Raw genomic sequence first — 21,909 nt, forward strand, 5'->3', positions numbered from 1 at the left:
CAATCCGGCCGTGGCGCACCCGCGGTTCGACGCCGGCCCGCCCACGGCTTACCCGCGGTTCACCCTGGGCAGCGGACGCGCCAGCAGATCGCCGAAACGCGCACGCACCGAAGCCTCGATGCCGGGGGCATCCAGACCCACACCCGCCAGCAAGGCCTGCTGATCGCCATGATCGATGAAGCGGTCCGGCAATCCCAGCTGCAGTACCGGCAGGGTGATCCCCGCGGCATTCAAGGCCTCGCAGACCGCGCTGCCCGCCCCGCCCATGATGGCGCCCTCTTCCACCGTCACCAGCGCATCGTGGCTGGCGGCCAATTCCTGCACCAGCGCCTCGTCCAGCGGCTTGACGAAACGCATGTCCGCCACGGTGGCGCCCAGCGCCTCGGCGGCTTTTTCCACCGCGGGCAGCAGCGTGCCGAAACACAGGATGGCGATGGTGGCGCCATGCCGGCGCACCACGCCCTTGCCCAGCGGCACTTCCTCCAGCGTCGTCGGCACGGCGGCGCCACGGCCGCCGCCGCGCGGATAGCGCACGGACGCCGGGCCCGCATGGCGGTAACAGGTGGTCAGCAGCAGGCGCGCCTCGGCTTCGTCGGAAGGCGTGGCCACGACCATATTCGGTATGCAGCGCAGGTAGGCGATGTCGTAGTTGCCGGCATGCGTGGCGCCGTCGGCGCCGACCAGCCCGGCGCGGTCCAGGGCGAACGTCACGTCCAGGTTCTGCAGCGCCACGTCATGTATCAGTTGATCGTAGCCGCGTTGCAGGAAGGTCGAATAGATCGCCACCACGGGCTTCTGCTGTTCGCAGGCCAGGCCCGCGGCGAAGGTGACGGCATGCTGCTCGGCGATGCCCACGTCGAAGTAACGCGACGGAAAACGCCGCTCGAATTCCACCAGGCCGCTGCCCTCGCGCATGGCCGGCGTGATGCCGACCAGCTTTTCATCCTGTGCGGCCATATCGCACAGCCACTGGCCGAAGACTTGCGTGAAGGTCAGCTTGGACGGCGCCTTGGCCGGCACGATGCCGATCTCCGGATCGAATTTGCCCGGGCCGTGATACAGCACGGGGTCGGCCTCGGCCAGCTTGTAGCCCTGCCCCTTGCGCGTCACCACATGCAGGAATTGCAGGCCCTGCAAGGCCTTCAGGTTCTGCAGCGTGGGCAGCAGCGCGTCCAGGTCGTGGCCGTCGATCGGGCCGACGTAGTTGAAGCCGAATTCCTCGAACAGCGTGGCGGGCGTCACCATGCCCTTGGCATGTTCCTCGATGCGGCGCGCCAGTTCGAGCACCGGCGGCACATGCTGCAGCACGGCCTTGCCGACATTCTTGGCGGCGGCATAGAAGCGGCCCGACATCAGCCTGGCCAGGTAGCGGTTCAAGGCCCCCACCGGCGGCGAGATCGACATATCGTTGTCGTTCAGGATCACCAGCAGGTTGATGCCCGGCGTGACGCCCGCATTGTTCATGGCTTCGAAGGCCATGCCGGCCGACATGGCGCCGTCGCCGATCACGGCGATGTGCTGGCGCGATATCCCCGCATTGCGCGACGCCACGGCCATGCCCAGGGCAGCCGAAATGGACGTCGACGAATGGGCCGTGCCGAAAGCGTCGTATTCCGATTCGGACCGCCGCGGAAAGCCGGAAATGCCATCGGCCTGCCGCAGCTTGGCCATGCCTGCGCGGCGGCCGGTCAGGATCTTGTGCGGATAGGATTGATGGCCCACATCCCAGACGATGCGGTCATGCGGCGTATCGAACACGTAGTGCAGGGCCAGCGTGAGCTCCACGGTGCCCAGATTGGACGACAGATGGCCGCCGGTGCGCGAAACCGAGGTCAGAATGAAGGCGCGCAATTCGTCGGCCAGCTTTTTCAGCGAGCGCCGGTCCAGTCGCTTCAGATCCGCCGGACTATCGATGGCTTCCAGGAATTCAGTGGTCATGCTTTTCGCAACCAAGGTCGTGGACCGCGCGCGCCGCAAGGCGCCTCAGCGGTCCCGCAATACGATGAAATCGGCCAGCTCCGCCAGCCGGGCGCGCCCTTCGCCCAGCGGCACCAGGGCCTGCAGGGCAGCCTCGCGCAGGTCCTGGGCAAAGGCGCGCGCCTGCTCCAGGCCCATCAGCGAAACATAGGTCGGTTTGTTGTCGGCGGCATCCTTGCCCGCCGTCTTGCCCAGCCTGGCCGAGTCCGCCGTCACGTCCAGAATATCGTCCACCACCTGGAAAGCCAGGCCTATGGCCTGGGCGTAGTCATCCAGGGCCTGCCGCGCGCTGGAACTGGCGCCCGACACGATACCGCCCAAGGCCACGCTGACCGCCAGCATGGCGCCCGTCTTCATGCCATGCATGGTCTGCAGCGCTTCACGGTCCAGTTGCCGGCCCACGCTTTCCAGATCGATCGCCTGCCCGCCCGCCATGCCCAGGCTGCCGGATGCGCGCGCCAGCGCCTGCGTCGCCTGCACCACCAGCGCCGGTGCGATCGGCATATCCGCCAGCAATTCAAAGGCCAGGGGCTGCAAGGCGTCGCCCACCAGCATGGCCGTGGCTTCGTCGTATCGCACATGGGTGGTCGGGCGGCCGCGGCGCAGGGTGTCGTCGTCCATGCACGGCAGGTCGTCGTGTACCAGCGAGTAAGCGTGGATCAGCTCCACCGCCGCGGCGGCGCGGTCCAGGGAGGCCTCCACGGCCATGGCGTGGCCGCTGATCGGGCAGGCCTGGCCGGCGGCATAGACCAGGGCCGCGCGCACCCGCTTGCCGCCCCCGAGCACCGCATAACGCATGGCGTCATGCAGGCGCGTGGGCACGGCGTCGGCCGGCGGCAGCAGTTCGTCCAGCGTCCTTTCGACGTGCTCGGCGCGGCCGGCCAGCCATTCCTGGAAAGCGAGATGGGATTGCTTCATCCGTTCGATTCGTCATCCAGCGCGCCCGGCTCCAGCGGACGAAGCAAGTCGCCTTCCAGTACGCGAACCTGCTGTTCGGCTTGCGCCAGGCGTTCCTGGCAGATGCGCGTCAGCTCCACGCCGCGCCGATAGGCCGCGAGCGACTCTTCCAGCGGCAAGGAGCCGTCTTCCATGGCCGCGACCAGGGATTCGAGCTGCGCCAGCGCGGTCTCGAAATCCTGCGGCAACGTGGACGTGGCGCGGGCCATGGCGGCCGCTCCCTCGTCGGAACGGCCAGTCGGCGCGGGAGAAACATCGTGCGGATCGGCTTGCGTGGGTGCCAAGCGTGTCTCCGAATAAAACTGCTGTGAATAATCCCGGAATTGTACGAGATCGGGAACTGGAGGGCCGCGCGCCGGCCCCCGCCGCCCTTGCCGCATGAGCATGCCCCATCCGGACGACCGATATGGCACGGCAATAAGTCATGAAATACGGACAGGCCGCGTGCGTGCCGACCTGCTCGCCGGCACGCTTGTAGCACCTGGGGTACAATGGCGGTTCAAATTTCGATCGGCCAGCCCGATTTTTCTTCGCGCCAGAACGGATTCGTGCCGTCCTGGCTTTTTTATCCGAGCGGAGGGAATCATGACCGACATTGGTCGGATGGCGCAATTCGTGCCAGCTCGCACCCAGCTACCCGTCAGCGCTTACTTTGACGAAGCCCGTTTCCAGCGCGAGCAAGAACTCATTTTCCAGCAATCCGCGCTGTACGTTGGCCATCGCAAAATGGTGCCCGAAGTCGGCGATTGGCGTACGCTGGTCCAGGAAAAAGGCGGACGAGCCCTTGTTCACACACCGCAGGGTATAGAACTTATCTCAAATGTCTGCCGCCACCGCCAGGCCCTGATGCTTGGCGGCGTGGCGGGCAATGTCGCGGGCAGCGCCAATACGGCGGGCAATCTGCGGGCTACCGGGGCAATATCGTCTGCCCCCTGCATCGCTGGACCTATAGCGCCCAGGGCGAACTGCTGGGCGCGCCGCAGTTCGACAGCACGCCTTGCGCCAAGCTGGATCGTTTCCGGCTGCGCGATTGCCACGGCCTGCTGTTCGAAGGCCCGCGCGATCCGCTGCAGGATATCGGCGGGCTGTTCGGACGTCCCGAATTCGATTTCGGCGATTACGTGCTGGACCGCGTGCAGATCCACCAATGCAATTACAACTGGAAGACCTTCATCGAGGTCTACCTGGAGGACTACCACGTCGGCCCCTTCCACCCGGGGCTGGGGCGTTTCGTCACCTGCGATGATCTGGCATGGGAGTTCGGCTCCTGGCACAGCGTGCAGCGCGTCGGCGTGCATCAGGCGCTGGCCCATCCGGGATCGGACGTCTACCGCGCCTGGCATGACCGCGTGCTGGACTTCCGCCAGGGGGAATCGCCCGACTTCGGCGCCATCTGGGCGACCTACTTCCCGACGCACATGATCGAGGTCTACCCCCACGTGCTGGTGCTGTCCACGCTGCACCCGCGCGGACCGCAGGACACGCTGAATGTGGTGGAGTTCTACTACCCGGAGGAAATCGTCGCGTTCGAACGCGAATTCGTCGAGGCGCAGCAAGCCGCCTATATGGAAACCGCTGTCGAAGACGACGAGATCGCCGAACGCATGGATGCGGGCCGCAAGGCCCTGATGGACCGCGGCGTCTCGGAAGCCGGTCCTTACCAGTCCCCGATGGAAGACGGCATGCAGCACTTCCACGAATGGTATCGGCGCATTATGGCGGAAACCGACCCGCATCCGTGATTCGAGCAGCACGATGAAGAACGCCGGGGACTTCCCGGCGTTTTTTTGTCTTGGTTCGGCGCGGCGGCCAGTGCGGCGGCCAGTGCGGCGGCCAGCGCGGGGCCCGGCCCGGCGGCCTCAGCCCTTTTCCCGCGGCCGGGACGGATCGCTGATCCATTCGCTCCAGGACCCCGGATACAGCCGCGATCCGGACAGGCCGGCGAGCTCCATCGCGAACAAATTGGCCGCAGCCGTAATGCCGGAGCCGCACTGATGGACGATCGCCGATGGCGCGCGATCGCCCAGCACCGCCTGGAATTCCTGGCGCAGCCGCGCGGGCGACTTGAAGCGGCCGTCGGCGTCCAGATTGTCGGTGTAGGGGCGATTCAAGGCGCCCGGTATGCGCCCCGCCTCCGGATCAATGGGTTCGACTTCGCCGCGATAGCGCGCCGCCGCGCGCGCGTCCACCAACGTAAACGACGGATCGCGCAAATTGGCCAGCACGGCTTCGGCATCGACCGCACCGACCAGCGCGGCGCGAGGCGCCGCGGCGGCAGCCGCCGCGGGCGCGGGCGGGGCGCCGCTCTCGACCGGCAGGCCGGCCGCATTCCAGGCCTGCCAGCCGCCATCCAGTACCGCCGCGCGATCATGGCCGATCCAGCGCAGCAGCCACCACAAATGCGCGGCGAACTGCCCGCCGCTGGCATCGTAGGCCACCACCAGGGTCCCCGGCCCCACGCCGTGGGCGGCGAGCAGATTGGCCAGCGCGCCGCGATCCGGCAGCGGATGACGGCCATTGCGCCCGGTATGTTCGCCCGCCAGCTCCTTTTCGTTGTCCAGGAAATGCGCGCCGGCGATGTGCGACGCTTCGAACTGGCGGCGCCCGGCCGAGAAGTCGCCCAGGTCGTGCCGCACGTCGAAAACACGCACGTCGGCGTCGTTCAAGCGGCTCGCCAGCTCGGAGGCAGACATCAGAAGGGTCGAGGTCATGCTTTTTTCTCCCGTATGGCCGCGGCCATGGCCCGCGACTCGCGCATCGTCCGCCATATGGACAGCAGTCCGGCGGCAATGATCAATCCCATGCCTGCCCAGGCAATGTTGTCGAGGTTCTCGCGCCAGAACGCCATGCCCAGGACGGCGGCGAAGATGATGGTGGTGTACTGCAGCGCCGCCGTCAACAGCGCCGATCCGAGCCCGAAGGCGCGCGTCACGGCCAGTTGTCCGAACAGGCCCGACAGACCGATGCCCGTCAAGGCGATATAGCCCTGCAGATCGGCCTTGCCCCAGCCCTCGGAACCGAGCCCGATCACGCTGGTGATGCAAACCGTGCAGGAAAAGAACAGCACGGTACGCCATTCGGGTTCACCGATGCGGCCGAGCTCGCGGATCTGCATCATGGCAACGGCGGCGGTGCCACCCGAGGTCAGGCCCAGCAGCGCCGCCAGCCATTGGTCGTGGCCGATGCTGGGCCGCAGGACCGCGATCACGCCCAGGAAACCCAGCGCCACCGACAGAATGCGCACGATGTCCCGTTGCGCGCCGCCCCACCCGAGCATCCAGGCGGCGATGAACAAAGGCGACGTGTATGACAGGCTGGTGGCGGTGGCCAGCGGCAGGTGCGCCAGCCCGTAGAAACCCAGCCACATGGAGCTGACGCCGGCCAGATTGCGCCACAGATGCGGTTTCCAGCTCGACGGAATGATGGAGTGTCGTCCGGCCCGGGCCCAGGCCAGCAACAGGATGACCGACGGCAAGCCCCGGAACAGCACGACCTGCGACAGCGAGGCTTCGTGCTCCGTGGCCAGCTTTACGCAGGAGCCCATGATGGCGAACATGAGGGACGCCAGCAACATCCAGAGAGCCTGCATGGGATAAAACCGGAACCGTCGAGTGGCAAGGAAGCGATACTATACTCCGCGCTGGCCTCGACGCCCGGGCCCTCTCCCGCGGCGCAGTGACGCCGGCGCGGCCCCCCTGTCCGCCGCGGTATGCTCGCGCGCCGCGGAACCTGGACGCCCCGGGGCCGTCAAAGCTACATCGCTCGCAAAGGGATCATAAAAACCATGAAACGTATCGTTCTATTCGTGCTGACCAACCTGGCGGTCATGCTGGTGCTGTCGGCCACGCTCCGCATCCTGGGCGTCGACCGCTTCCTGACCGCCAATGGGCTGAACATCAATGCGCTGCTGGTGTTTTCGCTGGTGGTGGGCTTTACCGGGGCGATCATTTCGCTGCTCATGAGCAAGCCCATGGCCAAGTGGAGCACCGGCGCCCACGTCATCGACCCGACTGCGCCGCGCAATCAGAGCGAAGCCTGGCTGCTGGACACCGTCCACCAATTGGCGGACCGCGCCGGCATCGGCCGGCCGGAAGTCGCCATCTACGAAGGCGCGCCCAATGCCTTCGCCACGGGCGCGTTCAAGAACGATTCGCTGGTGGCCGTCAGCACGGGCCTGCTGGAAAGCATGACCGAAGAAGAAGTCACCGCCGTGCTGGGACACGAGGTCTCCCACATCGCCAATGGCGACATGGTGACGCTGACCCTGATCCAGGGCGTGGTCAACACCTTCGTGGTGTTCCTGGCCCGGGTGGTCGGCTACTTCATCGACAAGGCCGTGTTCCGCAACGAGCGCGGCGTGGGCCCGGGGTACTACATCACGGTGATCGTCTGCGAGATCCTGTTCGGGATCCTGGCGTCCATCATCGTGGCATGGTTCTCGCGCCAGCGCGAATACCGGGCGGATGCCGGCGCCGCGCATCTGCTCAGTTCGCGTGATCCCATGATCCGCGCGCTGGCGCGGCTGGGCGGTCTGGAGGCGGGGGAATTGCCCAAGACCTTCGAGGCCTCCGGCATCAACGGCGGCGGCGCCATCAGCGCGCTGTTCGCCACGCACCCGCCCATCCAGCAGCGCATCGCGGCGCTGCAGCGCGTGCCGCTGTAAAGCGGCCGCGGCGGTCGTCGCGGCCGGCCAGGCGCGGCCGGCTAGGCGCGGCCGGCCAGGCGCGGCCGGCCAGGCACCATCGGCGGGCGCGGCACGGCCCCGCGGCGCGCCGGCCCTACGGCCTAGCACTCGACGATATTCACCGCCAGGCCGCCGCGCGCCGTTTCCTTGTACTTGATCTTCATATCCGCGCCCGTCTCGCGCATGGTCTTGATGACCGAGTCCAGCGAGACGTAATGCTGGCCGTCGCCGCGCAGCGCCATGCGCGCGGCGTTCACCGCCTTGATCGACGCCATCGCATTGCGCTCGATACAGGGAATCTGCACCAACCCGCCCACCGGGTCGCAGGTCAGGCCGAGATTGTGCTCCATGCCGATCTCGGCGGCGTTTTCCACCTGCGAGACGCTGCCGCCCAGCACCGCGGCCAGGGCGCCGGCCGCCATGGAGCAGGCCACGCCGACTTCGCCCTGGCAGCCGACCTCCGCCCCGGAAATCGATGCATTGAATTTGTAGAGCAGACCGATGGCCGCGGCCGTGAGCAGGAAATCATGGATGCCCTCGCGCGTGGCGCCGGGCACGAAGCGATCGTAGTAATGCAGGACCGCCGGGATGATGCCCGCGGCGCCATTGGTCGGGGCGGTGACGACGCGTCCGCCCGCGGCGTTCTCCTCGTTCACGGCGATCGCGTACAGGTTCACCCAGTCCATTACGGACAACGGATCGGATAGCGTACGTTCGGCGCGCTGGGTCAGGCTGCGATACAGCTCCGGCGCGCGGCGGCGCACCTTCAAAGGACCGGGCAATTCACCATCCGCGCCCGGATTGTCGATGCCGCAGCCGCGCGCCACGCAGTGCTGCATGACCTCCCAGATACGGTCCAGGCCCGCGCGGATTTCGTCTTCGCCGCGCCAGGTCAGTTCATTGCGCATCATCAGCTGCGCCACGCTCAGGCCCGACGCCGCCGTCATCTCGACAAGCTGCCGTCCGGTGCGGAAGGGATAAGGCAATTGATCGTGCGCCGCGATGACCTGGGCGTTGGGCGCCCCGGCCGTCACGACGAAGCCGCCGCCCACGGAAAGATAGCGCGCCTCGCGTAGCGTGGCGCCGGCGGCATCGAAGGCATGGAATTTCATCCCGTTGGGATGTTCCGCCATGGCTTCGCGGCGATAGAACAGCAGGTGCTCTTTATCGATGAAGGGCACCCGGTGCACGCCCAGCAGCGGCAGTTCGCGGCTGGCGCGTACCGCCTGCAGCATGCCGGCGATGGCGGAAGGATCCACGGTATCCGGCGCTTCTCCCATCAGGCCCAGCAGGACGCCCTTGTCGGTGCCGTGGCCTTTGCCGGTGGCGCCCAACGATCCGTAGAGCTCGGCGCGCACCGCGGCGACCGCGGGCAGCAGACCGTCGCGCTGCAGGCCCTGGGCGAACAGCAGCGCCGCGCGCATCGGGCCCACCGTATGCGAACTTGAAGGACCGATACCGATCTTGAAAAGGTCAAAGACAGAAACCGCCACGATGGCTCCGAAAGAACATCCCGTCCGGAAACCCCGCGTCCCGGCACGTCGCTATGATAGCCCTCGGCAGCCCGCCCATCCCGCCGCGGCCGCCGGCCGGCCGCCGCGCCGCATGAGAACGTTTTCAACGTCTCCGTCCCCCGGGCGTGGAACCATGCGATCATTGGGGCTGGCCCGTGCTGCCCAGCCGGTCATTCCACCCGTTTCAATACCCTGCGCCGACGTATGTCCGGAATCCTTGCCCTGCTCGACTTCGCTGGTTATGTGGCCCTGCTCCTGTGGGGCGTCCATATGGTCCAGACAGGCGTGCAGCGGGCTTTCGGCGCGGCCCTGGGCGCGGTGCTGGGCCGCGCGCTGGGCACGCGCCTGCGCGCGTTCGCGGCCGGCCTGGGCATTACGGCCGCCCTGCAAAGCAGCACGGCCACCGGCTTGATGATCACCGGCTTCGCCGCCGGCGGCGTGGTGGGTCTGGTGCCGGCGCTCTCGGCCATGCTGGGCGCCAACGTAGGCACGACGCTCATCGTCCAGCTGCTGTCCTTCGACCTGACGGCGCTGGCGCCCATCCTGATCCTGTTCGGCGTGTGGATGTTCCGCCGCTATCCGCCCGGCCGCACGCGCGACCTGGGCCGCGTCTTCATCGGCCTGGGGCTGCTGCTGATATCGCTGCATTCACTGGTGGACCTGTTCGCGCCATTCCAGAACGCGCCCTTGCTGCGCATTCTGCTGCAGGCCCTGGCCAGCCAGCCCGTGGCCGCGATGCTGGTCGCCGCCGCCCTGACGTGGGCGGCACATTCCAGCGTCGCGGTGGTGGTGCTGCTCATGTCCATGGCATCGCATCAACTGGTCTCGCCGGAAACGGCCTACGCCATGGTGCTGGGCGCCAATCTGGGCACGGCGGTCAATCCCATGATCGAAGGCGTGACAGGCGACGATCCGGCGGCCCGCCGCCTGCCCCTGGGCAATCTGCTGACGCGCGTCGCGGGCGTGGTCATCGGCCTGATCCTGCTGCCCTGGGTCGGCGCGTGGATGAACGACCTGACGAGCGACCCGGCGCGCGCCGTCGCCAACTTCCATACGCTGTTCAACGGCGTCGTCGCCCTGGTCTTCCTGCCGCTGCTGGTCCCGTATGCCGCGCTGTTGACGCGCTGGCTGCCGAAACGCATCGATCCCGACGACCCCGCCCGTCCGCAATACCTGGACGAATCCGCCCACGATATTCCCGCCGTCGCGCTGGGCAACGCATCGCGCGAAGCCCTGCGCATGGCCGATATGCTGCAGACCCTTCTGGTGCTGGCACGCGCCGGCTTCAAGCGCGACAACCGCCATCGCCTGCCCCAGGCCAAGCAGTTGGACACCGCCATGGACAAGCTGGAAACCGCGATCACGCTATACCTGGCGACGCTGGATCGCGAAAGCATGACCAGCGACGACGTACAGCGCATGGAAGAAATCGTGGCCTTCGCCAGCAATATCGGCCACGCCGCCGACATCGTCCACAGCGGCCTGTTGAGCCATGCCACCCGCTTGCGCAAACAGGGCTGGAAGCTGGCGCCGGACCAGCGTGAACAACTGGATGAATCGTTGGGACAGCTATTGAACAACGAACGCCGCACGGCGGCGCTGTTCGTCAACTCGGACTTGCGCCAGGCGCGCGCGCTGGCCGGCGAAAAGGAAAGCTTCCGCGCGCTGGAGGCCCAGGCGGCGGAAGCGCATCTGCAGAAGATCAAGTCGGGCCAGGTCGAGGAGGCCGAGATCGGCCAGATGTACCTGGATATCCTGCGCGACGTGAAAGGCGTGAATTCCTATCTGGTCGGCGCCGCCGCCTATCCGGTCCTGGCCAAGCAGGGAGAACTCCTGCCCAGCCGGCTGCGGGAATCGGCGAACTGAGCGCCGCCGCGCTTCGCCGCGCCGGGCGCGGCCCCGCCACCCATCGCTTCGCGGGGCGGCGCTGACCCGCTGGCGGCCGCGACTCGCACCCCCCGGCTTCTTACTTCAGATACCGCGCGAACCAGTCGCGCATCTTTTCCCAGCCGTCCTGCGCATCCTGCTGGTTGTAGCTGGGACGATAGTCCGCCAGGAAGGCGTGACCCGAGTCGGGATAGACCACGATCTTCGACGCCTTGGCGTGGTCGTTGCCTTCGGCCAGGCGCTGCTTCATGGTTTCCACGTCTTCCAGCGGAATGCTGGCGTCCTTGGCGCCATACAGGCCCAGGACCGGTCCGTGCAGTTCCTTGGTGACGTCGACCGCATTGCGCTTGATCAGCGGACCATGGCCCTGCGTGAGCTTGCCGTACCACGCCACGCCGGCCTTCACCTTGGGACTGTAGGCCGTGTACATCCAGGTGATGCGGCCGCCCCAGCAGAAGCCCGTGATACCCACGCGTTCGGCATCGCCGCCCTGCTGCGCGGCCCAGGCCACGCTGGCGTCCAGATCGGCCATGACCTGTTCGTCGGGAACCTTGGAAACGATGTCCTGGATCAGCTTGGGGATGTCGGTGTAGGTGGACGCATCGCCCTGGCGCTCGTAGAGATTGACGGCGATGGCGAAATAGCCTTCCTTCGCCAGGCGCCGGCAGATGTCCTGGATGTGTTCGTGTATGCCGAAGATTTCCTGCACGACACAGATGATGGGCACATTGGTCTTGCCCTCGGGCACGGCGTAGTAGGCGGGAATCGTGCCGTCCTTGACGGGCAGGTCGATCAGGCCGTGCGTCAGGCCCTGAGGGCTGGTATGGATCGCGGTGCTCTGCACGGCACCTGCGGCGGGCGAAAAACTCATGGCGGTATCCTCTCGCTTTGGGGTTGGGCACATGTGCGTCACGGCGGGGCGCCGCCCGGTGCCGTCCCGCCGATTATGCCGCGCATTGCCTTAACGCGTGCTGGACGGGACGCGCGGACGGGGATTAATGCGCCTGTTCCCAGTTTTTGCCCACGCCGACCTCGGCCACCAGGGGCACGCGCAACTGCGCCACATTGCACATCAGGCCAGGCAGTTCGGCGCGCACCAGCTCGATTTCCTGGTCGGGCACTTCCAGCACCAGTTCATCGTGCACCTGCATGATCATGCGCGTGAGCAGGCCTTCGCGCGCGATCCATTCATGGACGGCCACCATGGCCTTCTTGATCAGGTCCGCCGCCGTTCCCTGCATGGGCGCATTGATCGCGGCACGTTCGGCGGCCTGCCGCCGTGGTCCCGAGCCGCCGCGGATTTCCGGCAGCCACAGCCGCCGGCCGAAGACCGTCTCCACGTAGCCTTGCTCGCGCGCCAGCACCCGGGTGGATTCCATGTACTGCGCCACGCCGGGGTAACGCGCGAAATAGCGGTCGATATACGCTTGCGCCGCATCGCGGGTGATGCCCAGGTTCGACGCCAGGCCGAACACGCCCATGCCGTAGATCAACCCGAAATTGATGGCCTTGGCGGCACGCCGCTGTTCCGCCGCGACCGACTCCAGCGGCACGCCGAAGACCTCCGACGCCGTGGCGCGGTGGATGTCCTCGCCCGCGGCGAAGGCCCGCTGCAGATTGGCGTCATCCGACACGTGCGCCATGATGCGCAGCTCGATCTGTGAATAATCGGCGGACATCAGCACGCCGTGTTCGGCGATGAAAGCTTCGCGCACCCGCCTTCCGGCCGGTGTGCGCACAGGAATGTTCTGCAGGTTCGGATCCGAAGAGGCCAGCCGCCCGGTGATGACGGCGGCCTGCGCGTAATGGGTGTGCACCCGGCCAGTGGCCGGATTGATCATGCGCGGCAGCTTGTCGGTATAGGTGGATTTCAGCTTGGACAGGCCGCGGTATTCCAGCAGGACCTGCGGCAGCGGATAGTCCTGGGCCAGCTTGCTCAGGACCTCCTCGTCGGTGGAAGGCGCGCCGCTGGCCGTCTTGCGCACCACCGGCAACTGCATGCGGCCGAAGAGGATTTCGCCCAGCTGCTTGGGGGAATTCAGGTTGAAGGGCTGCCCGGCCAGCTCATAGGCGCGCTGTTCCAGCGTCAGCATCTCCTGCCCCAGGGCCGTGCTTTGCCGCATCAGTTCTTCCGCGTCGACGCGCACGCCGGTGCGCTCGATTTCCGTCAGGACCTCGGAAACCTGCAGCTCCAGCTTATAGATATGCTCCAGGCCGGCGTCGGCGCTGACGCGCGGGCGCAGCAGGTGATGCATCTGGATCGTGAAGTCGGCGTCCTCGGCGGCATAGTGGCCGGCCCGCTCGACCGGGACTTCGTCGAAGCAGATCTGGCTGGCGCCCTTGCCGCACAATTGCTCATAGGTAATGCCGCTGCGGCCCAGCCAGCGCTGCGCCAGGTCCGACAGGCTGACGCTGCGATGCGATTCCAGCACATAGGCCTGCAGCATCGTGTCTTCGGCGATGCCGGCCAACCGTATGCCTTCGTTGCGCAGCACGTGGGCATCGTATTTCGCGTTGTGCAGGAGCTTGGGCACGGCCGGGTCTTCCAGCCACGCGCGCAGGCGCGCCAGCACTTCGTCCTTGGGCAATTGATCGCCGGCCTCGGGCCCGCGATGGGCGACCGGGATATAGCAGGCCACCCCCGGCTCGATGGAGAACGACATCCCCACCAGGCGCGCCTGCATTTCGTCCAGCGATGTGGTTTCCGTATCGAAGGCCGCCAGCGGCGCGCCGCGCAGCTTTTCCATCCACGCATCGAAGGCGGCCCAGTCGGTGATGATCTGGTAATCCACCTGTTCGGGAGCGGGCGGACGCTCGGGCGCGACGCGCGAATCGCCCACCGGAACGCGTTCGGTTTCGCCGCTGACCTCGCGCAGCCAGGTGCGGAAACCATAGCGCTCGTACAGCTCCAGCAACGCTTCCTTGTCCTCTTCCTGCGTCACCAGCGCTTCCGGCCCCGCCATGGTGGCGCTCAGATCGCAGTCGCGCCGCACGGACAGCAGCTTTCGCGTCAGCGGAAAATTCGACGCCGCCAGGCGCAGGTTATCGCCCACCTTGCCCTTGATGCCGTCCGCCGCTTCCAGCAGCTTGTCGACCGAGCCATATTCGGTCAGCCATTTGACGGCGGTCTTGGGGCCGACCTTGTCGACGCCGGGCACGTTGTCGACCGCGTCGCCGATAAGCATCAGGTAATCGACGATGCGCTCCGGCGGCACGCCGAACTTCTTGACCACGCCGGCCGGATCCAGGGTTTCACCGGTCATGGTATTGACCAGCGTGACGTGGTCGTCCACCAGCTGCGCCAGATCCTTGTCGCCGGTCGACACGATGGTTTTGATGCCGTGTTCGGTGGCGATGCGCGCCAGCGTGCCGATGACGTCATCGGCTTCCACGCCTTCGATGGCGAAAACCGGCCATCCCAGCGCGCGCACCACATTGTGTATGGGCTCGATCTGAACCGCGAGATCCTCAGGCATGGGCGGACGATGCGACTTGTAATCGGGATACAGGTCGTCACGGAAGGTCTTGCCACGGGCATCGAAAATGCAAGCCGCATATTGCGCGTCGTAATCCTGCTTAAGTTTGCGCAGCATATTGACGACGCCGTACAACGCCCCCGTCGGCTCCCCCTGCGCGTTACGCAAGTCGGGCATGGCATGATAGGCGCGGTACAAATAGCTAGAACCGTCAACCAGCAACAGGGTTTTATTCATGGTCAAAAAGGAAGATGGCAGGGAGACTCCCGCCGGCAGGCAAATACCGGTGATTATGTCAGAGATACTGACGGCGGCTGACGCGCTGCGGGAGCTGGGTCCGGCCGTCAGCATTTTCGGCAGCGCGCGCATCAGCCGCGACTCGCCGCACTACGCGCAGGCCGAGGCATTGGCCGCGGCGCTGGCCCAGGCAGGTTTCGCGGTTATCGCCGGGGGCGGCCCCGGCATTATGGAAGCGGCCAATAAAGGCGCATTCGAAACGGGCGGGACCAGCGTGGGCTTGAATATCGTGCTTCCGCACGAAGCCAACAATAACGCCTACCAGACCATCAGCTTGATGTTCGAGTATTTCTACGCCCGCAAGGCGACGTTCTTCATGCACAGCTTCGCCTATGTGGCGCTGCCCGGCGGCTTCGGCACGCTGGACGAACTGTTCGAAGCGCTCACGCTGGTGCAGACGGGCAAAGTCCCGCCGGCGCCCATCGTCCTGATGGGCAAGGACTATTGGCATGGCATGGTCGACTGGATGGCCAAGACGGTGCTCAGCAACGGAATGATCGGCGCCCATGATCTGGAGCTGTTCATCGTCGAGGACGACCCGCAGATAGTCGTCAGCCGCATCGTCGATTTCCACGGCCGTTATCTGTCCCCGGAACAGTACGCACCGTCCTTGCCGGCCTAGCGCGGGCCCCGTCGCGGTCGATGGCCGCGTCGCGGGCGCACCGAAGCATGGCGGCCTCGCCGGAAATTGGGACATTTTGGTGCGCAATTGATGCAATTTGGTGCAAATCACGCACCGACTTGGTTCTTTTTTTGAGCTGGCGACGCGCCCTGGCGGGCGGCGATATGGCACGGGTTTTGCATTCTGTTGCGCGCATGCGACTGGAATCTCGGCCTGACCGCCGGGATGCCGGCAGCCCCGGACCCACCACTTGCCCTCCGAGATCCACCGCTTCATGGACGCCCTCAGCCCCCTCGTGGACACCCCGCATACGGGGGGATGGCTGGCGACCCTGGGCCTGGGCCTGACGCACCGTCACGGGCGCACGGTGCTGGCGCGACGCCAACACCTGGGCCCGCTCACCGTACAAAAGCCGCTCTACCCCGAGGCGGACAGCGGCATCTGCCACCTGACCCTGCTGCATCCGCCCGGCGGCCTGGCCAGCGGCGACACGTTGCGCTTCGATATCGCACTGGAGCAGGATGCGCACGCCGTGTTCACCACCCCGGGGGCGACCAAGTGGTACAAGGCCAACCCCGCCCATCCCTCGCGCCAGGAATTGAACATCCGCGTCGCCGACCGCGCGCGGCTGGACTGGCTGCCGCTGGAGAATATCTACTTCGACCATAGCCAGGCGCACCAGCACATCGCAGTCAGTGTCGGAACGGGCGCCAGCGCGCTGGGCTGGGACGCCGCGCTGCTGGGACGCCAGGCCGCCGGCGAGACCTGGTCCGCGGGCCAGGTGCGCAACGATTTCCGCCTGCTGGACGGGTCGGGCCGCCTGCTGTGGGCGGAGCGCCAGCGCCTGTCGGCGCGCTCGCCCGTGCGCGTCGCGCCCCAGGGCCTGGCCGGCATGCCTGCCTACGGCACCTTGTGGGCAGCGGGCGAGGCCTGCACATCCGCCCTGGCGGAGACGCTGGCGCCTTCGCTGCCTTTCGACGACGGCTTGCGCGCCGGCGCGACCAGCCCCGTGCCGGGCGTGCTGGTGATTCGCGCCGTCGCCATGCATATCGAACCGCTGCGCCATCTATTTGCTGCCCTCTGGCTGCGCCTGCGGCCGCTGGTGCACGGCGTGCCCGGCCGTCCCCTGCGCCTTTGGGCCACCTGACCCTCTCCCTGGACCCGCCATGAAGCTGACGCCCCGCGAAAAAGACAAGCTGCTGATATTCACCGCCGCGCTGCTGGCCGAAAGGCGCAAGGCGCGCGGCCTGAAGCTGAACTATCCGGAAGCCGTGGCCTATATCAGCGCGGCGCTGATGGAAGGCGCCCGCGACGGCCGCACCGTGGCCGAACTGATGGACTACGGCACCACCCTGCTGACCCGCGAAGACGTCATGGAAGGCATTCCCGAGATGATCCCCGACGTGCAGATCGAAGCGACCTTTCCCGATGGCACCAAGCTCGTCACGGTGCACAACCCCATAGTCTGAGCATCCGGACGCCCCCCCATAGCCCGATGGAGAACAGAAAGAAATGAGCCACCCGTCACGCATCGCGGCGATCGCCGCCTGGCCCGCCCTGCTGTTTGCCGGCGCCGCATCGGCGCATCCCCTGCAGGAACATATCGCGGAGGCGGCCGGCATGGCGTCCAGCGCCATGGCCGGCGCGCTGCATCCCCTGAGCGGGGCGGATCACCTGTGCGCCATGATCGCGGTCGGCATGTGGAGCGCCATGACGGCGCGGCGCGTCTGGGTCGCGCCGCTATCCTTCGCGGCCGTGCTGCTGCTGGGCGCCTTGTTCGGCCTGGCGCGCGTGCCCATGCCGGCGGTGGAGCCGATGATCGCCGCTTCGCTGCTGGTCCTGGGGCTGCTGGTCGCGGCCCGCGCGCGCCTGCCGGAATGGGCGGGCGCCGCGATCGCGGCGCTGTTCGCCTTCTTCCATGGCCATGCCCATGGCTACGAGCTGCCCGAAACGGCCAGCGCGGCGGCTTATATCGGTGGTTTCATGGCCACGACGATAGGCCTGCATTGCGCCGGCATCGGCGCGGGCCTGGCGCTGCGCCGCGCGCATGCCTGGCTGCCGCGCATCGCGGGCCTGGGCGTGGCGCTGTATGGCGTCGTGCTGTTGGCGGCTTGATGCACGCCTGACCCAAGGAGCGCGACGATGATTCCCGGCGAACTGCTGGTGGACGACGGCGAGATCGAACTCAACGCCGGCCGCCCCACCATTACCGTTACGGTGGCCAACACCGGCGACCGGCCCATCCAGGTCGGCTCGCACTTTCATTTCCATGAGGTCAATGACGCCCTGCAGTTCGACCGGGCAGCGGCGCGCGGCTTCCGCCTGAACATCACGGCCGGCACCGCCGTCCGCTTCGAACCGGGGCAGACGCGCACGGTCGAACTGGTCGCCCTGGCGGGCGAACGCGCGGTGTACGGCTTTGCCGGCCGCGTCATGGGCAAGCTGTGAAGACGGGAGCATACGCATGAGCGTGAAAATCGGCCGCCGCGCCTACGCGGAAATGTTCGGCCCCACCACCGGCGACCGCCTGCGCCTGGCGGATACCGAACTGCTTATTGAAATCGAGCGCGACTACACCGTCTATGGCGAAGAGGTGAAGTTCGGCGGCGGCAAGGTGATCCGCGACGGCATGGGGCAATCGCAGCGCATCGGCGCCGACGTCGCCGACACCGTCATTACCAATGCCGTGATCCTGGACCACTGGGGCATCGTCAAGGCCGACATCGCCCTGAAGAACGGCCGCATCCAGGCCATCGGCAAGGCCGGCAACCCGGACATCCAGCCGGGCGTCACCATCGTCATCGGGCCGGGCACTGAAATCATCGCGGGCGAAGGCAAGATCGTCACCGCCGGCGGGATCGATGCGCATGTGCACTTCATCTGCCCGCAATTGATAGACGAAGCCTTGTCCTCGGGCCTGACCACGTTGCTGGGCGGCGGTACGGGGCCGGCCACCGGCACGGCGGCCACCACCTGCACGCCCGGCGCGTGGCATATCGAAAACATGCTGGCGGCCGCTGACGGCTGGCCCATCAACATCGGCCTGCTGGGCAAGGGCAACGCCAGCCAGCCCGCCCCGCTGCTGGAGCAGATCGACGCCGGCGCCATCGGCTTGAAGCTGCATGAAGACTGGGGCACCACGCCGGCGGCCATCGATTGCTGCCTCGACGTGGCGGAACGCACCGATACGCAGGTGGCCATCCACACCGACACCCTGAACGAAAGCGGCTTCGTGGAAAGCACCGTGGCGGCCTTCAAGCATCGCACCATCCACACGTATCACACGGAAGGCGCCGGCGGCGGCCATGCGCCGGACATCCTGAAAGTCGCGGGCCTGCCCAATGTGCTGCCCTCTTCCACCAATCCCACGCGGCCCTATACGGTAAACACCGTCGACGAACATCTGGACATGCTGATGGTGTGCCATCACCTGGATGCCGCCATCGCCGAGGACGTGGCCTTCGCGGAATCGCGCATCCGCCGCGAGACCATCGCGGCGGAAGACATCCTGCAGGACCTGGGCGCGATATCGATGATCTCCAGCGATTCGCAGGCCATGGGCCGCATCGGTGAAGTCATCATGCGTACCTGGCAGACGGCGCACAAAATGAAGGTCCAGCGCGGCGCCCTGCCCGGCGACGGCCGCGCCGACAATGCGCGGGCCAAGCGCTACATCGCCAAGTACACCATCAACCCCGCGCTCACCCACGGCATGGCGCACGAGATCGGCTCGGTCGAGCCGGGCAAGTGGGCGGACCTGGTGCTGTGGGACCCGGCGTTCTTCGGCGTCAAGCCGGACATGGTACTGAAGGGCGGCATCATTACGACCGCGCTGATGGGGGACCCGAACGCCTCCATCCCCACGCCGCAGCCGGTACACTACCGGGAGATGTTCGGCACGCGTGCCGGCGCGCTGGCGCGGGGTTCGCTGACCTTCGTATCGCAGTCGGCCTACCAGGCCGGCATCGCCGCCAGGTATGGATTGTCCAAGCGCGTGGTGCCCGTCCATGGCATCCGGGGCGTACGCAAATCCCACATGGTGCACAACGATTGGCAGCCGCACATCGATGTCGATCCCGAAACCTATCGCGTCCTCGCCGATGGGCAGGAATTGATTTGCGAGCCCGCCCGGGTGCTGCCCATGGCGCAACGCTACTTCCTGTTCTGATTCTGGGGCGCGTCCTATGTGCAGATTCGCATGAGACGTATAGAAAAAGTGGTGGGCCGCGGACAGGCTGTCGCCAAGGCTTTATTGCGGCGCGCGCCCACGTTGACGCTGCCGTTCGAATCGCGCAGCCGCAGCCGGCTAGCCGCCACGCTGGACAACGGCGATGAAGTGGCGCTGTTCCTGCCGCGCGGCACCGTGCTGCGCGACGGCGACGCGCTGGTGTCCGAGGATGGCGGCCTGGTGCGCGTGGTGGCGGCGCCGCAAGCGGTGCTGCGTGCCACCTGCGTGGATCCGCATGTCCTGTTGCGGGCGGCTTATCACCTGGGCAACCGGCATACGCCAGTGGAAGTGGGTCCGGATTATCTGCAGCTGGAGCATGATCCCGTGCTGAAGGATCTGCTGCTGCGCCTGGGGCTGAATGTAGTGGCGATCGAGGCTCCGTTCGAACCGGAAGCCGGCGCGTATGGCGGCGGCCACAAGCACGGCCACGACGAGACGTTCGAGGAAGACTACGCGCTGGCGCAGCAGGCTTATCGGGAACGGCATGGGCATGACCACGGGCATGGCCATCATCACGATCATGGACATAAGCACGCCCATGATCATGATCACTCGCACGATCACGCCCACGCCCATGATCATGATCATGAACACGGGCGCGGTCAGGGTCACGATCACGGGCATGAACATGCGCACGACCACGAGCACGAGCACGAGCACAAGCACGGGCACGGCCATGATCATGACCACGACCACGGGCACAAGCACGCCCACGACCATGAGCACAAGCATCGGCACAAGCACTGAACTGATCGCCCTGCTGCACCTGGCGTCGCCGGCCTTGCCCATCGGCGCCTTCAGCTACTCGCAGGGCCTGGAGGCCGCCATCGAGGCCGGCGTGATCGCCGACGCCGACGATGCGCGGCGCTGGATCGCCCATGGCCTGGACATCGTCGCCGAAGGCGAAGCCGCCCTGCTCGGCCAGCAGTTCCGCAACTGGGCAACGGACGACATCCAGGCCATCGCCGCCTTGAACACCTGGCTGCTGGCCATGCGCGAATCCCAGGAGCTGCGCCAGGAAACCGAGCAGATGGCATGGTCGCTGTCCCGCCTGCTGGAAGAGCTGCAATGGGGCGACACGGCGAGCCGCGCCGCGCTGCGCGACATGCAGCCGCTCAGCCTGCCGACGGCCTACGCCTATGCCGCGCAGCGCGCCGGCGCGTCACTGGAAGACTGCCTGGCCGCCTGGCTGTTCGCCTGGGCGGAAAACCAGGTTGCGGCCGCCCTCAAGGCCGTCCCGCTCGGCCAGGTCGCCGGCCAGCGCATCCTGTTCGGCCTGCATGGCGCCATCCAGGCCGCCGCGCGCCGGGCCTCGGCCATGGCGGAAGACGACGCCTCGACCTTCTCGCCACTGCTCGGCATCCTGTCCGCCCGCCACGAAACCCAATACTCGAGGCTGTTCCGTTCGTGATGCGCCCAAGATCGAGGCAACGATCCGATGCAGCCATCCAACCTGACAACCCGACTTAACGACCCGCATACAGGACCCGCACCATGACGCAGCGAACCAAAAAGAATCCCCCCTTGCGGGTAGGCATAGGCGGCCCCGTCGGCTCCGGCAAGACCACCCTGACGGAAATGCTGTGCAAGGCCATGCGCGACACGTATGACCTCGTGGTCATCACCAATGACATCTACACCAAGGAAGACCAGCGCCTGCTCACGGTCGCCGGCGCCCTGCCCGCCGAACGCATCATGGGCGTCGAAACCGGCGGTTGCCCGCACACCGCCATTCGCGAAGACGCCTCCATCAACCTGGAGGCCGTGGACCGCATGCTGGGACGCTTTCCCGACGCCGACATCGTCTTCATCGAATCCGGCGGCGACAACCTGGCCGCCACCTTCAGCCCCGAACTGTCGGACCTGACGATCTACGTCATCGACGTGGCCGGCGGCGAGAAAATCCCCCGCAAGGGCGGACCGGGCATCACCAAGTCCGACCTGCTTGTCATCAACAAGACCGACCTCGCCCCCATGGTCGGCGCATCGCTGGCCATCATGGAAGAAGATACCCAGCGCATGCGCGGCGCGCGCCCCTATGTCATGAGCGACATGAAAGCCGGCGCGGGGCTGGGCGACATCGTCAAGTTCATCGAAAAGCGCGGCCTGCTGGCCGCCTGAGCCCGTGTCGGCACGCATCCGGACATGCAAATTTTCTGACACATATCTGAAAACCCTACTGGCCGGCGGGTTGAGCTTTACCTGTCGGCCAGGGATGGGATCATGCGCACATGCGATTCGTCGCGATCATCAGAGGGATTTTGTTC

Annotated in this window: 19 protein-coding genes and 1 pseudogene; 12 read left to right on the forward strand and 8 right to left on the reverse strand. The window is 66.5% G+C overall.

Translation table 11 applies throughout. The features are described from left to right. Positions 1-48: 48 nt before the first annotated feature. Genes dxs through ACNA0R_RS23035 form a run of 3 tightly spaced genes read right to left on the reverse strand, consistent with a single transcriptional unit; the run spans position 49 to position 3,143 of the window. Positions 49-1,938, reverse strand: a complete 1,890-nt coding sequence (gene dxs, locus ACNA0R_RS23025; protein WP_415828392.1) for a 1-deoxy-D-xylulose-5-phosphate synthase — start codon at positions 1,936-1,938, stop codon at positions 49-51. A 45-nt stretch (positions 1,939-1,983) separates the two neighbouring features. Next, positions 1,984-2,895, reverse strand: a complete 912-nt coding sequence (locus ACNA0R_RS23030) for a polyprenyl synthetase family protein (protein WP_415828393.1) — start codon at positions 2,893-2,895, stop codon at positions 1,984-1,986. Next, entirely contained in the window at positions 2,892-3,143 is a 252-nt protein-coding gene (locus tag ACNA0R_RS23035; RefSeq protein ID WP_415828458.1) for an exodeoxyribonuclease VII small subunit, read from the reverse strand. Before ACNA0R_RS23035 ends, ACNA0R_RS23030 begins: the two co-directional genes overlap by 4 nt. 376 nt (positions 3,144-3,519) lie before the next feature. On the opposite strand from ACNA0R_RS23035, the pseudogene ACNA0R_RS23040 reads away from it, so the two are divergent. Further along, positions 3,520-4,676 (forward strand): annotated as a pseudogene (locus ACNA0R_RS23040) (aromatic ring-hydroxylating oxygenase subunit alpha). 117 nt (positions 4,677-4,793) lie between these two features. Here ACNA0R_RS23040 and ACNA0R_RS23045 read toward each other — a convergent pair. After that, entirely contained in the window at positions 4,794-5,645 is an 852-nt protein-coding gene (locus tag ACNA0R_RS23045; protein WP_415828394.1) for a sulfurtransferase, read from the reverse strand. Continuing rightward, positions 5,642-6,523 carry a DMT family transporter gene (locus tag ACNA0R_RS23050; protein ID WP_415828395.1) on the reverse strand — a complete coding sequence of 294 codons (882 nt, stop codon included), beginning with the start codon at positions 6,521-6,523 and terminating at the stop codon, positions 5,642-5,644. The genes ACNA0R_RS23045 and ACNA0R_RS23050 overlap by 4 nt, the downstream gene beginning before the upstream one ends. A 195-nt stretch (positions 6,524-6,718) precedes the next feature. Here ACNA0R_RS23050 and htpX point away from each other — a divergent pair, with 195 nt between their 5' ends. Further along, positions 6,719-7,597: a protease HtpX gene (gene htpX, locus ACNA0R_RS23055; protein WP_415828396.1), complete on the forward strand. Its 879-nt coding sequence runs from the start codon at positions 6,719-6,721 to the stop codon at positions 7,595-7,597. A 122-nt stretch (positions 7,598-7,719) separates the two neighbouring features. Here the strand turns inward: htpX and ACNA0R_RS23060 are convergent, their stop codons facing one another. Beyond that, positions 7,720-9,111 carry an L-serine ammonia-lyase gene (locus ACNA0R_RS23060; RefSeq protein WP_415828397.1) on the reverse strand — a complete coding sequence of 464 codons (1,392 nt, stop codon included), beginning with the start codon at positions 9,109-9,111 and terminating at the stop codon, positions 7,720-7,722. 225 nt (positions 9,112-9,336) lie between these two features. Between ACNA0R_RS23060 and ACNA0R_RS23065 the strand changes: the two genes are divergently transcribed. After that, positions 9,337-10,998, forward strand: coding sequence for a Na/Pi cotransporter family protein (locus ACNA0R_RS23065; protein WP_415828398.1), 1,662 nt, complete (start codon positions 9,337-9,339; stop codon positions 10,996-10,998). 100 nt (positions 10,999-11,098) lie between these two features. Here ACNA0R_RS23065 and ACNA0R_RS23070 read toward each other — a convergent pair whose 3' ends face one another. Both ACNA0R_RS23070 and polA read right to left on the reverse strand, forming a co-directional pair. After that, a complete protein-coding gene (locus ACNA0R_RS23070) occupies positions 11,099-11,890 on the reverse strand; it encodes a dienelactone hydrolase family protein (RefSeq protein WP_415828399.1) in 792 nt (263 codons plus the stop codon). Between the two features lie 124 nt (positions 11,891-12,014). Then, positions 12,015-14,732: a DNA polymerase I gene (polA, locus tag ACNA0R_RS23075; RefSeq protein ID WP_415828400.1), complete on the reverse strand. Its 2,718-nt coding sequence runs from the start codon at positions 14,730-14,732 to the stop codon at positions 12,015-12,017. On the opposite strand from polA, the gene ACNA0R_RS23080 reads away from it, so the two are divergent. From ACNA0R_RS23080 to ureG, 9 genes are all read left to right on the forward strand, one after another. Next, positions 14,731-15,414 (forward strand): LOG family protein, encoded by a 684-nt coding sequence (locus tag ACNA0R_RS23080; protein ID WP_462935920.1) that lies wholly within the window; start codon positions 14,731-14,733, stop codon positions 15,412-15,414. The genes polA and ACNA0R_RS23080 overlap by 2 nt on opposite strands. 274 nt (positions 15,415-15,688) lie before the next feature. Next, positions 15,689-16,561: an urease accessory protein UreD gene (locus ACNA0R_RS23085; protein ID WP_415828402.1), complete on the forward strand. Its 873-nt coding sequence runs from the start codon at positions 15,689-15,691 to the stop codon at positions 16,559-16,561. 19 nt (positions 16,562-16,580) lie between these two features. Next, positions 16,581-16,883 carry an urease subunit gamma gene (gene ureA, locus ACNA0R_RS23090; protein ID WP_415828403.1) on the forward strand — a complete coding sequence of 101 codons (303 nt, stop codon included), beginning with the start codon at positions 16,581-16,583 and terminating at the stop codon, positions 16,881-16,883. A gap of 43 nt (positions 16,884-16,926) precedes the next feature. Then, a complete protein-coding gene (locus tag ACNA0R_RS23095; protein ID WP_415828404.1) occupies positions 16,927-17,529 on the forward strand; it encodes a HupE/UreJ family protein in 603 nt (200 codons plus the stop codon). Positions 17,530-17,556: 27 nt separating this feature from the next. Beyond that, positions 17,557-17,862 carry an urease subunit beta gene (locus ACNA0R_RS23100; protein WP_086065949.1) on the forward strand — a complete coding sequence of 102 codons (306 nt, stop codon included), beginning with the start codon at positions 17,557-17,559 and terminating at the stop codon, positions 17,860-17,862. A 16-nt stretch (positions 17,863-17,878) separates the two neighbouring features. Beyond that, on the forward strand, positions 17,879-19,582 hold the full coding sequence (gene ureC, locus ACNA0R_RS23105) for an urease subunit alpha (RefSeq protein WP_415828405.1): 1,704 nt from the start codon (positions 17,879-17,881) through the stop codon (positions 19,580-19,582). Positions 19,583-19,612: 30 nt separating this feature from the next. Then, positions 19,613-20,389 carry an urease accessory protein UreE gene (gene ureE, locus ACNA0R_RS23110; RefSeq protein WP_415828406.1) on the forward strand — a complete coding sequence of 259 codons (777 nt, stop codon included), beginning with the start codon at positions 19,613-19,615 and terminating at the stop codon, positions 20,387-20,389. Continuing rightward, positions 20,361-21,053, forward strand: coding sequence for an urease accessory protein UreF (locus tag ACNA0R_RS23115; protein ID WP_415828407.1), 693 nt, complete (start codon positions 20,361-20,363; stop codon positions 21,051-21,053). Before ureE ends, ACNA0R_RS23115 begins: the two co-directional genes overlap by 29 nt. A gap of 83 nt (positions 21,054-21,136) precedes the next feature. After that, positions 21,137-21,763 carry an urease accessory protein UreG gene (gene ureG / locus ACNA0R_RS23120; RefSeq protein WP_415828408.1) on the forward strand — a complete coding sequence of 209 codons (627 nt, stop codon included), beginning with the start codon at positions 21,137-21,139 and terminating at the stop codon, positions 21,761-21,763. Positions 21,764-21,909: the final 146 nt, after the last annotated feature.

It is taken from the genome of Bordetella sputigena, from assembly GCF_965137885.1.
In the GTDB taxonomy this organism is placed as follows: domain Bacteria; phylum Pseudomonadota; class Gammaproteobacteria; order Burkholderiales; family Burkholderiaceae_B; genus Bordetella_C; species Bordetella_C sputigena.

Bases quoted from the DNA above. Each gene is read 5' to 3' on its own strand.
- dxs (WP_415828392.1), bottom strand. From the start codon at position 1,938: ATGACCACTGAATTCCTGGAAGCCATCGATAGTCCGGCGGATCTGAAG.
- ACNA0R_RS23030 (WP_415828393.1), bottom strand. From the start codon at position 2,895: ATGAAGCAATCCCATCTCGCTTTCCAGGAATGGCTGGCCGGCCGCGCC.
- ACNA0R_RS23035 (WP_415828458.1), bottom strand. From the start codon at position 3,143: ATGGCCCGCGCCACGTCCACGTTGCCGCAGGATTTCGAGACCGCGCTG.
- ACNA0R_RS23045 (WP_415828394.1), bottom strand. From the start codon at position 5,645: ATGACCTCGACCCTTCTGATGTCTGCCTCCGAGCTGGCGAGCCGCTTG.
- ACNA0R_RS23050 (WP_415828395.1), bottom strand. From the start codon at position 6,523: ATGCAGGCTCTCTGGATGTTGCTGGCGTCCCTCATGTTCGCCATCATG.
- htpX (WP_415828396.1), top strand. From the start codon at position 6,719: ATGAAACGTATCGTTCTATTCGTGCTGACCAACCTGGCGGTCATGCTG.
- ACNA0R_RS23065 (WP_415828398.1), top strand. From the start codon at position 9,337: ATGTCCGGAATCCTTGCCCTGCTCGACTTCGCTGGTTATGTGGCCCTG.
- ACNA0R_RS23070 (WP_415828399.1), bottom strand. From the start codon at position 11,890: ATGAGTTTTTCGCCCGCCGCAGGTGCCGTGCAGAGCACCGCGATCCAT.
- ACNA0R_RS23080 (WP_462935920.1), top strand. From the start codon at position 14,731: ATGGTCAAAAAGGAAGATGGCAGGGAGACTCCCGCCGGCAGGCAAATA.
- polA (WP_415828400.1), bottom strand. From the start codon at position 14,732: ATGAATAAAACCCTGTTGCTGGTTGACGGTTCTAGCTATTTGTACCGC.
- ACNA0R_RS23085 (WP_415828402.1), top strand. From the start codon at position 15,689: ATGGACGCCCTCAGCCCCCTCGTGGACACCCCGCATACGGGGGGATGG.
- ureA (WP_415828403.1), top strand. From the start codon at position 16,581: ATGAAGCTGACGCCCCGCGAAAAAGACAAGCTGCTGATATTCACCGCC.
- ACNA0R_RS23095 (WP_415828404.1), top strand. From the start codon at position 16,927: ATGAGCCACCCGTCACGCATCGCGGCGATCGCCGCCTGGCCCGCCCTG.
- ACNA0R_RS23100 (WP_086065949.1), top strand. From the start codon at position 17,557: ATGATTCCCGGCGAACTGCTGGTGGACGACGGCGAGATCGAACTCAAC.
- ureC (WP_415828405.1), top strand. From the start codon at position 17,879: ATGAGCGTGAAAATCGGCCGCCGCGCCTACGCGGAAATGTTCGGCCCC.
- ureE (WP_415828406.1), top strand. From the start codon at position 19,613: ATGAGACGTATAGAAAAAGTGGTGGGCCGCGGACAGGCTGTCGCCAAG.
- ACNA0R_RS23115 (WP_415828407.1), top strand. From the start codon at position 20,361: ATGAGCACAAGCATCGGCACAAGCACTGAACTGATCGCCCTGCTGCAC.
- ureG (WP_415828408.1), top strand. From the start codon at position 21,137: ATGACGCAGCGAACCAAAAAGAATCCCCCCTTGCGGGTAGGCATAGGC.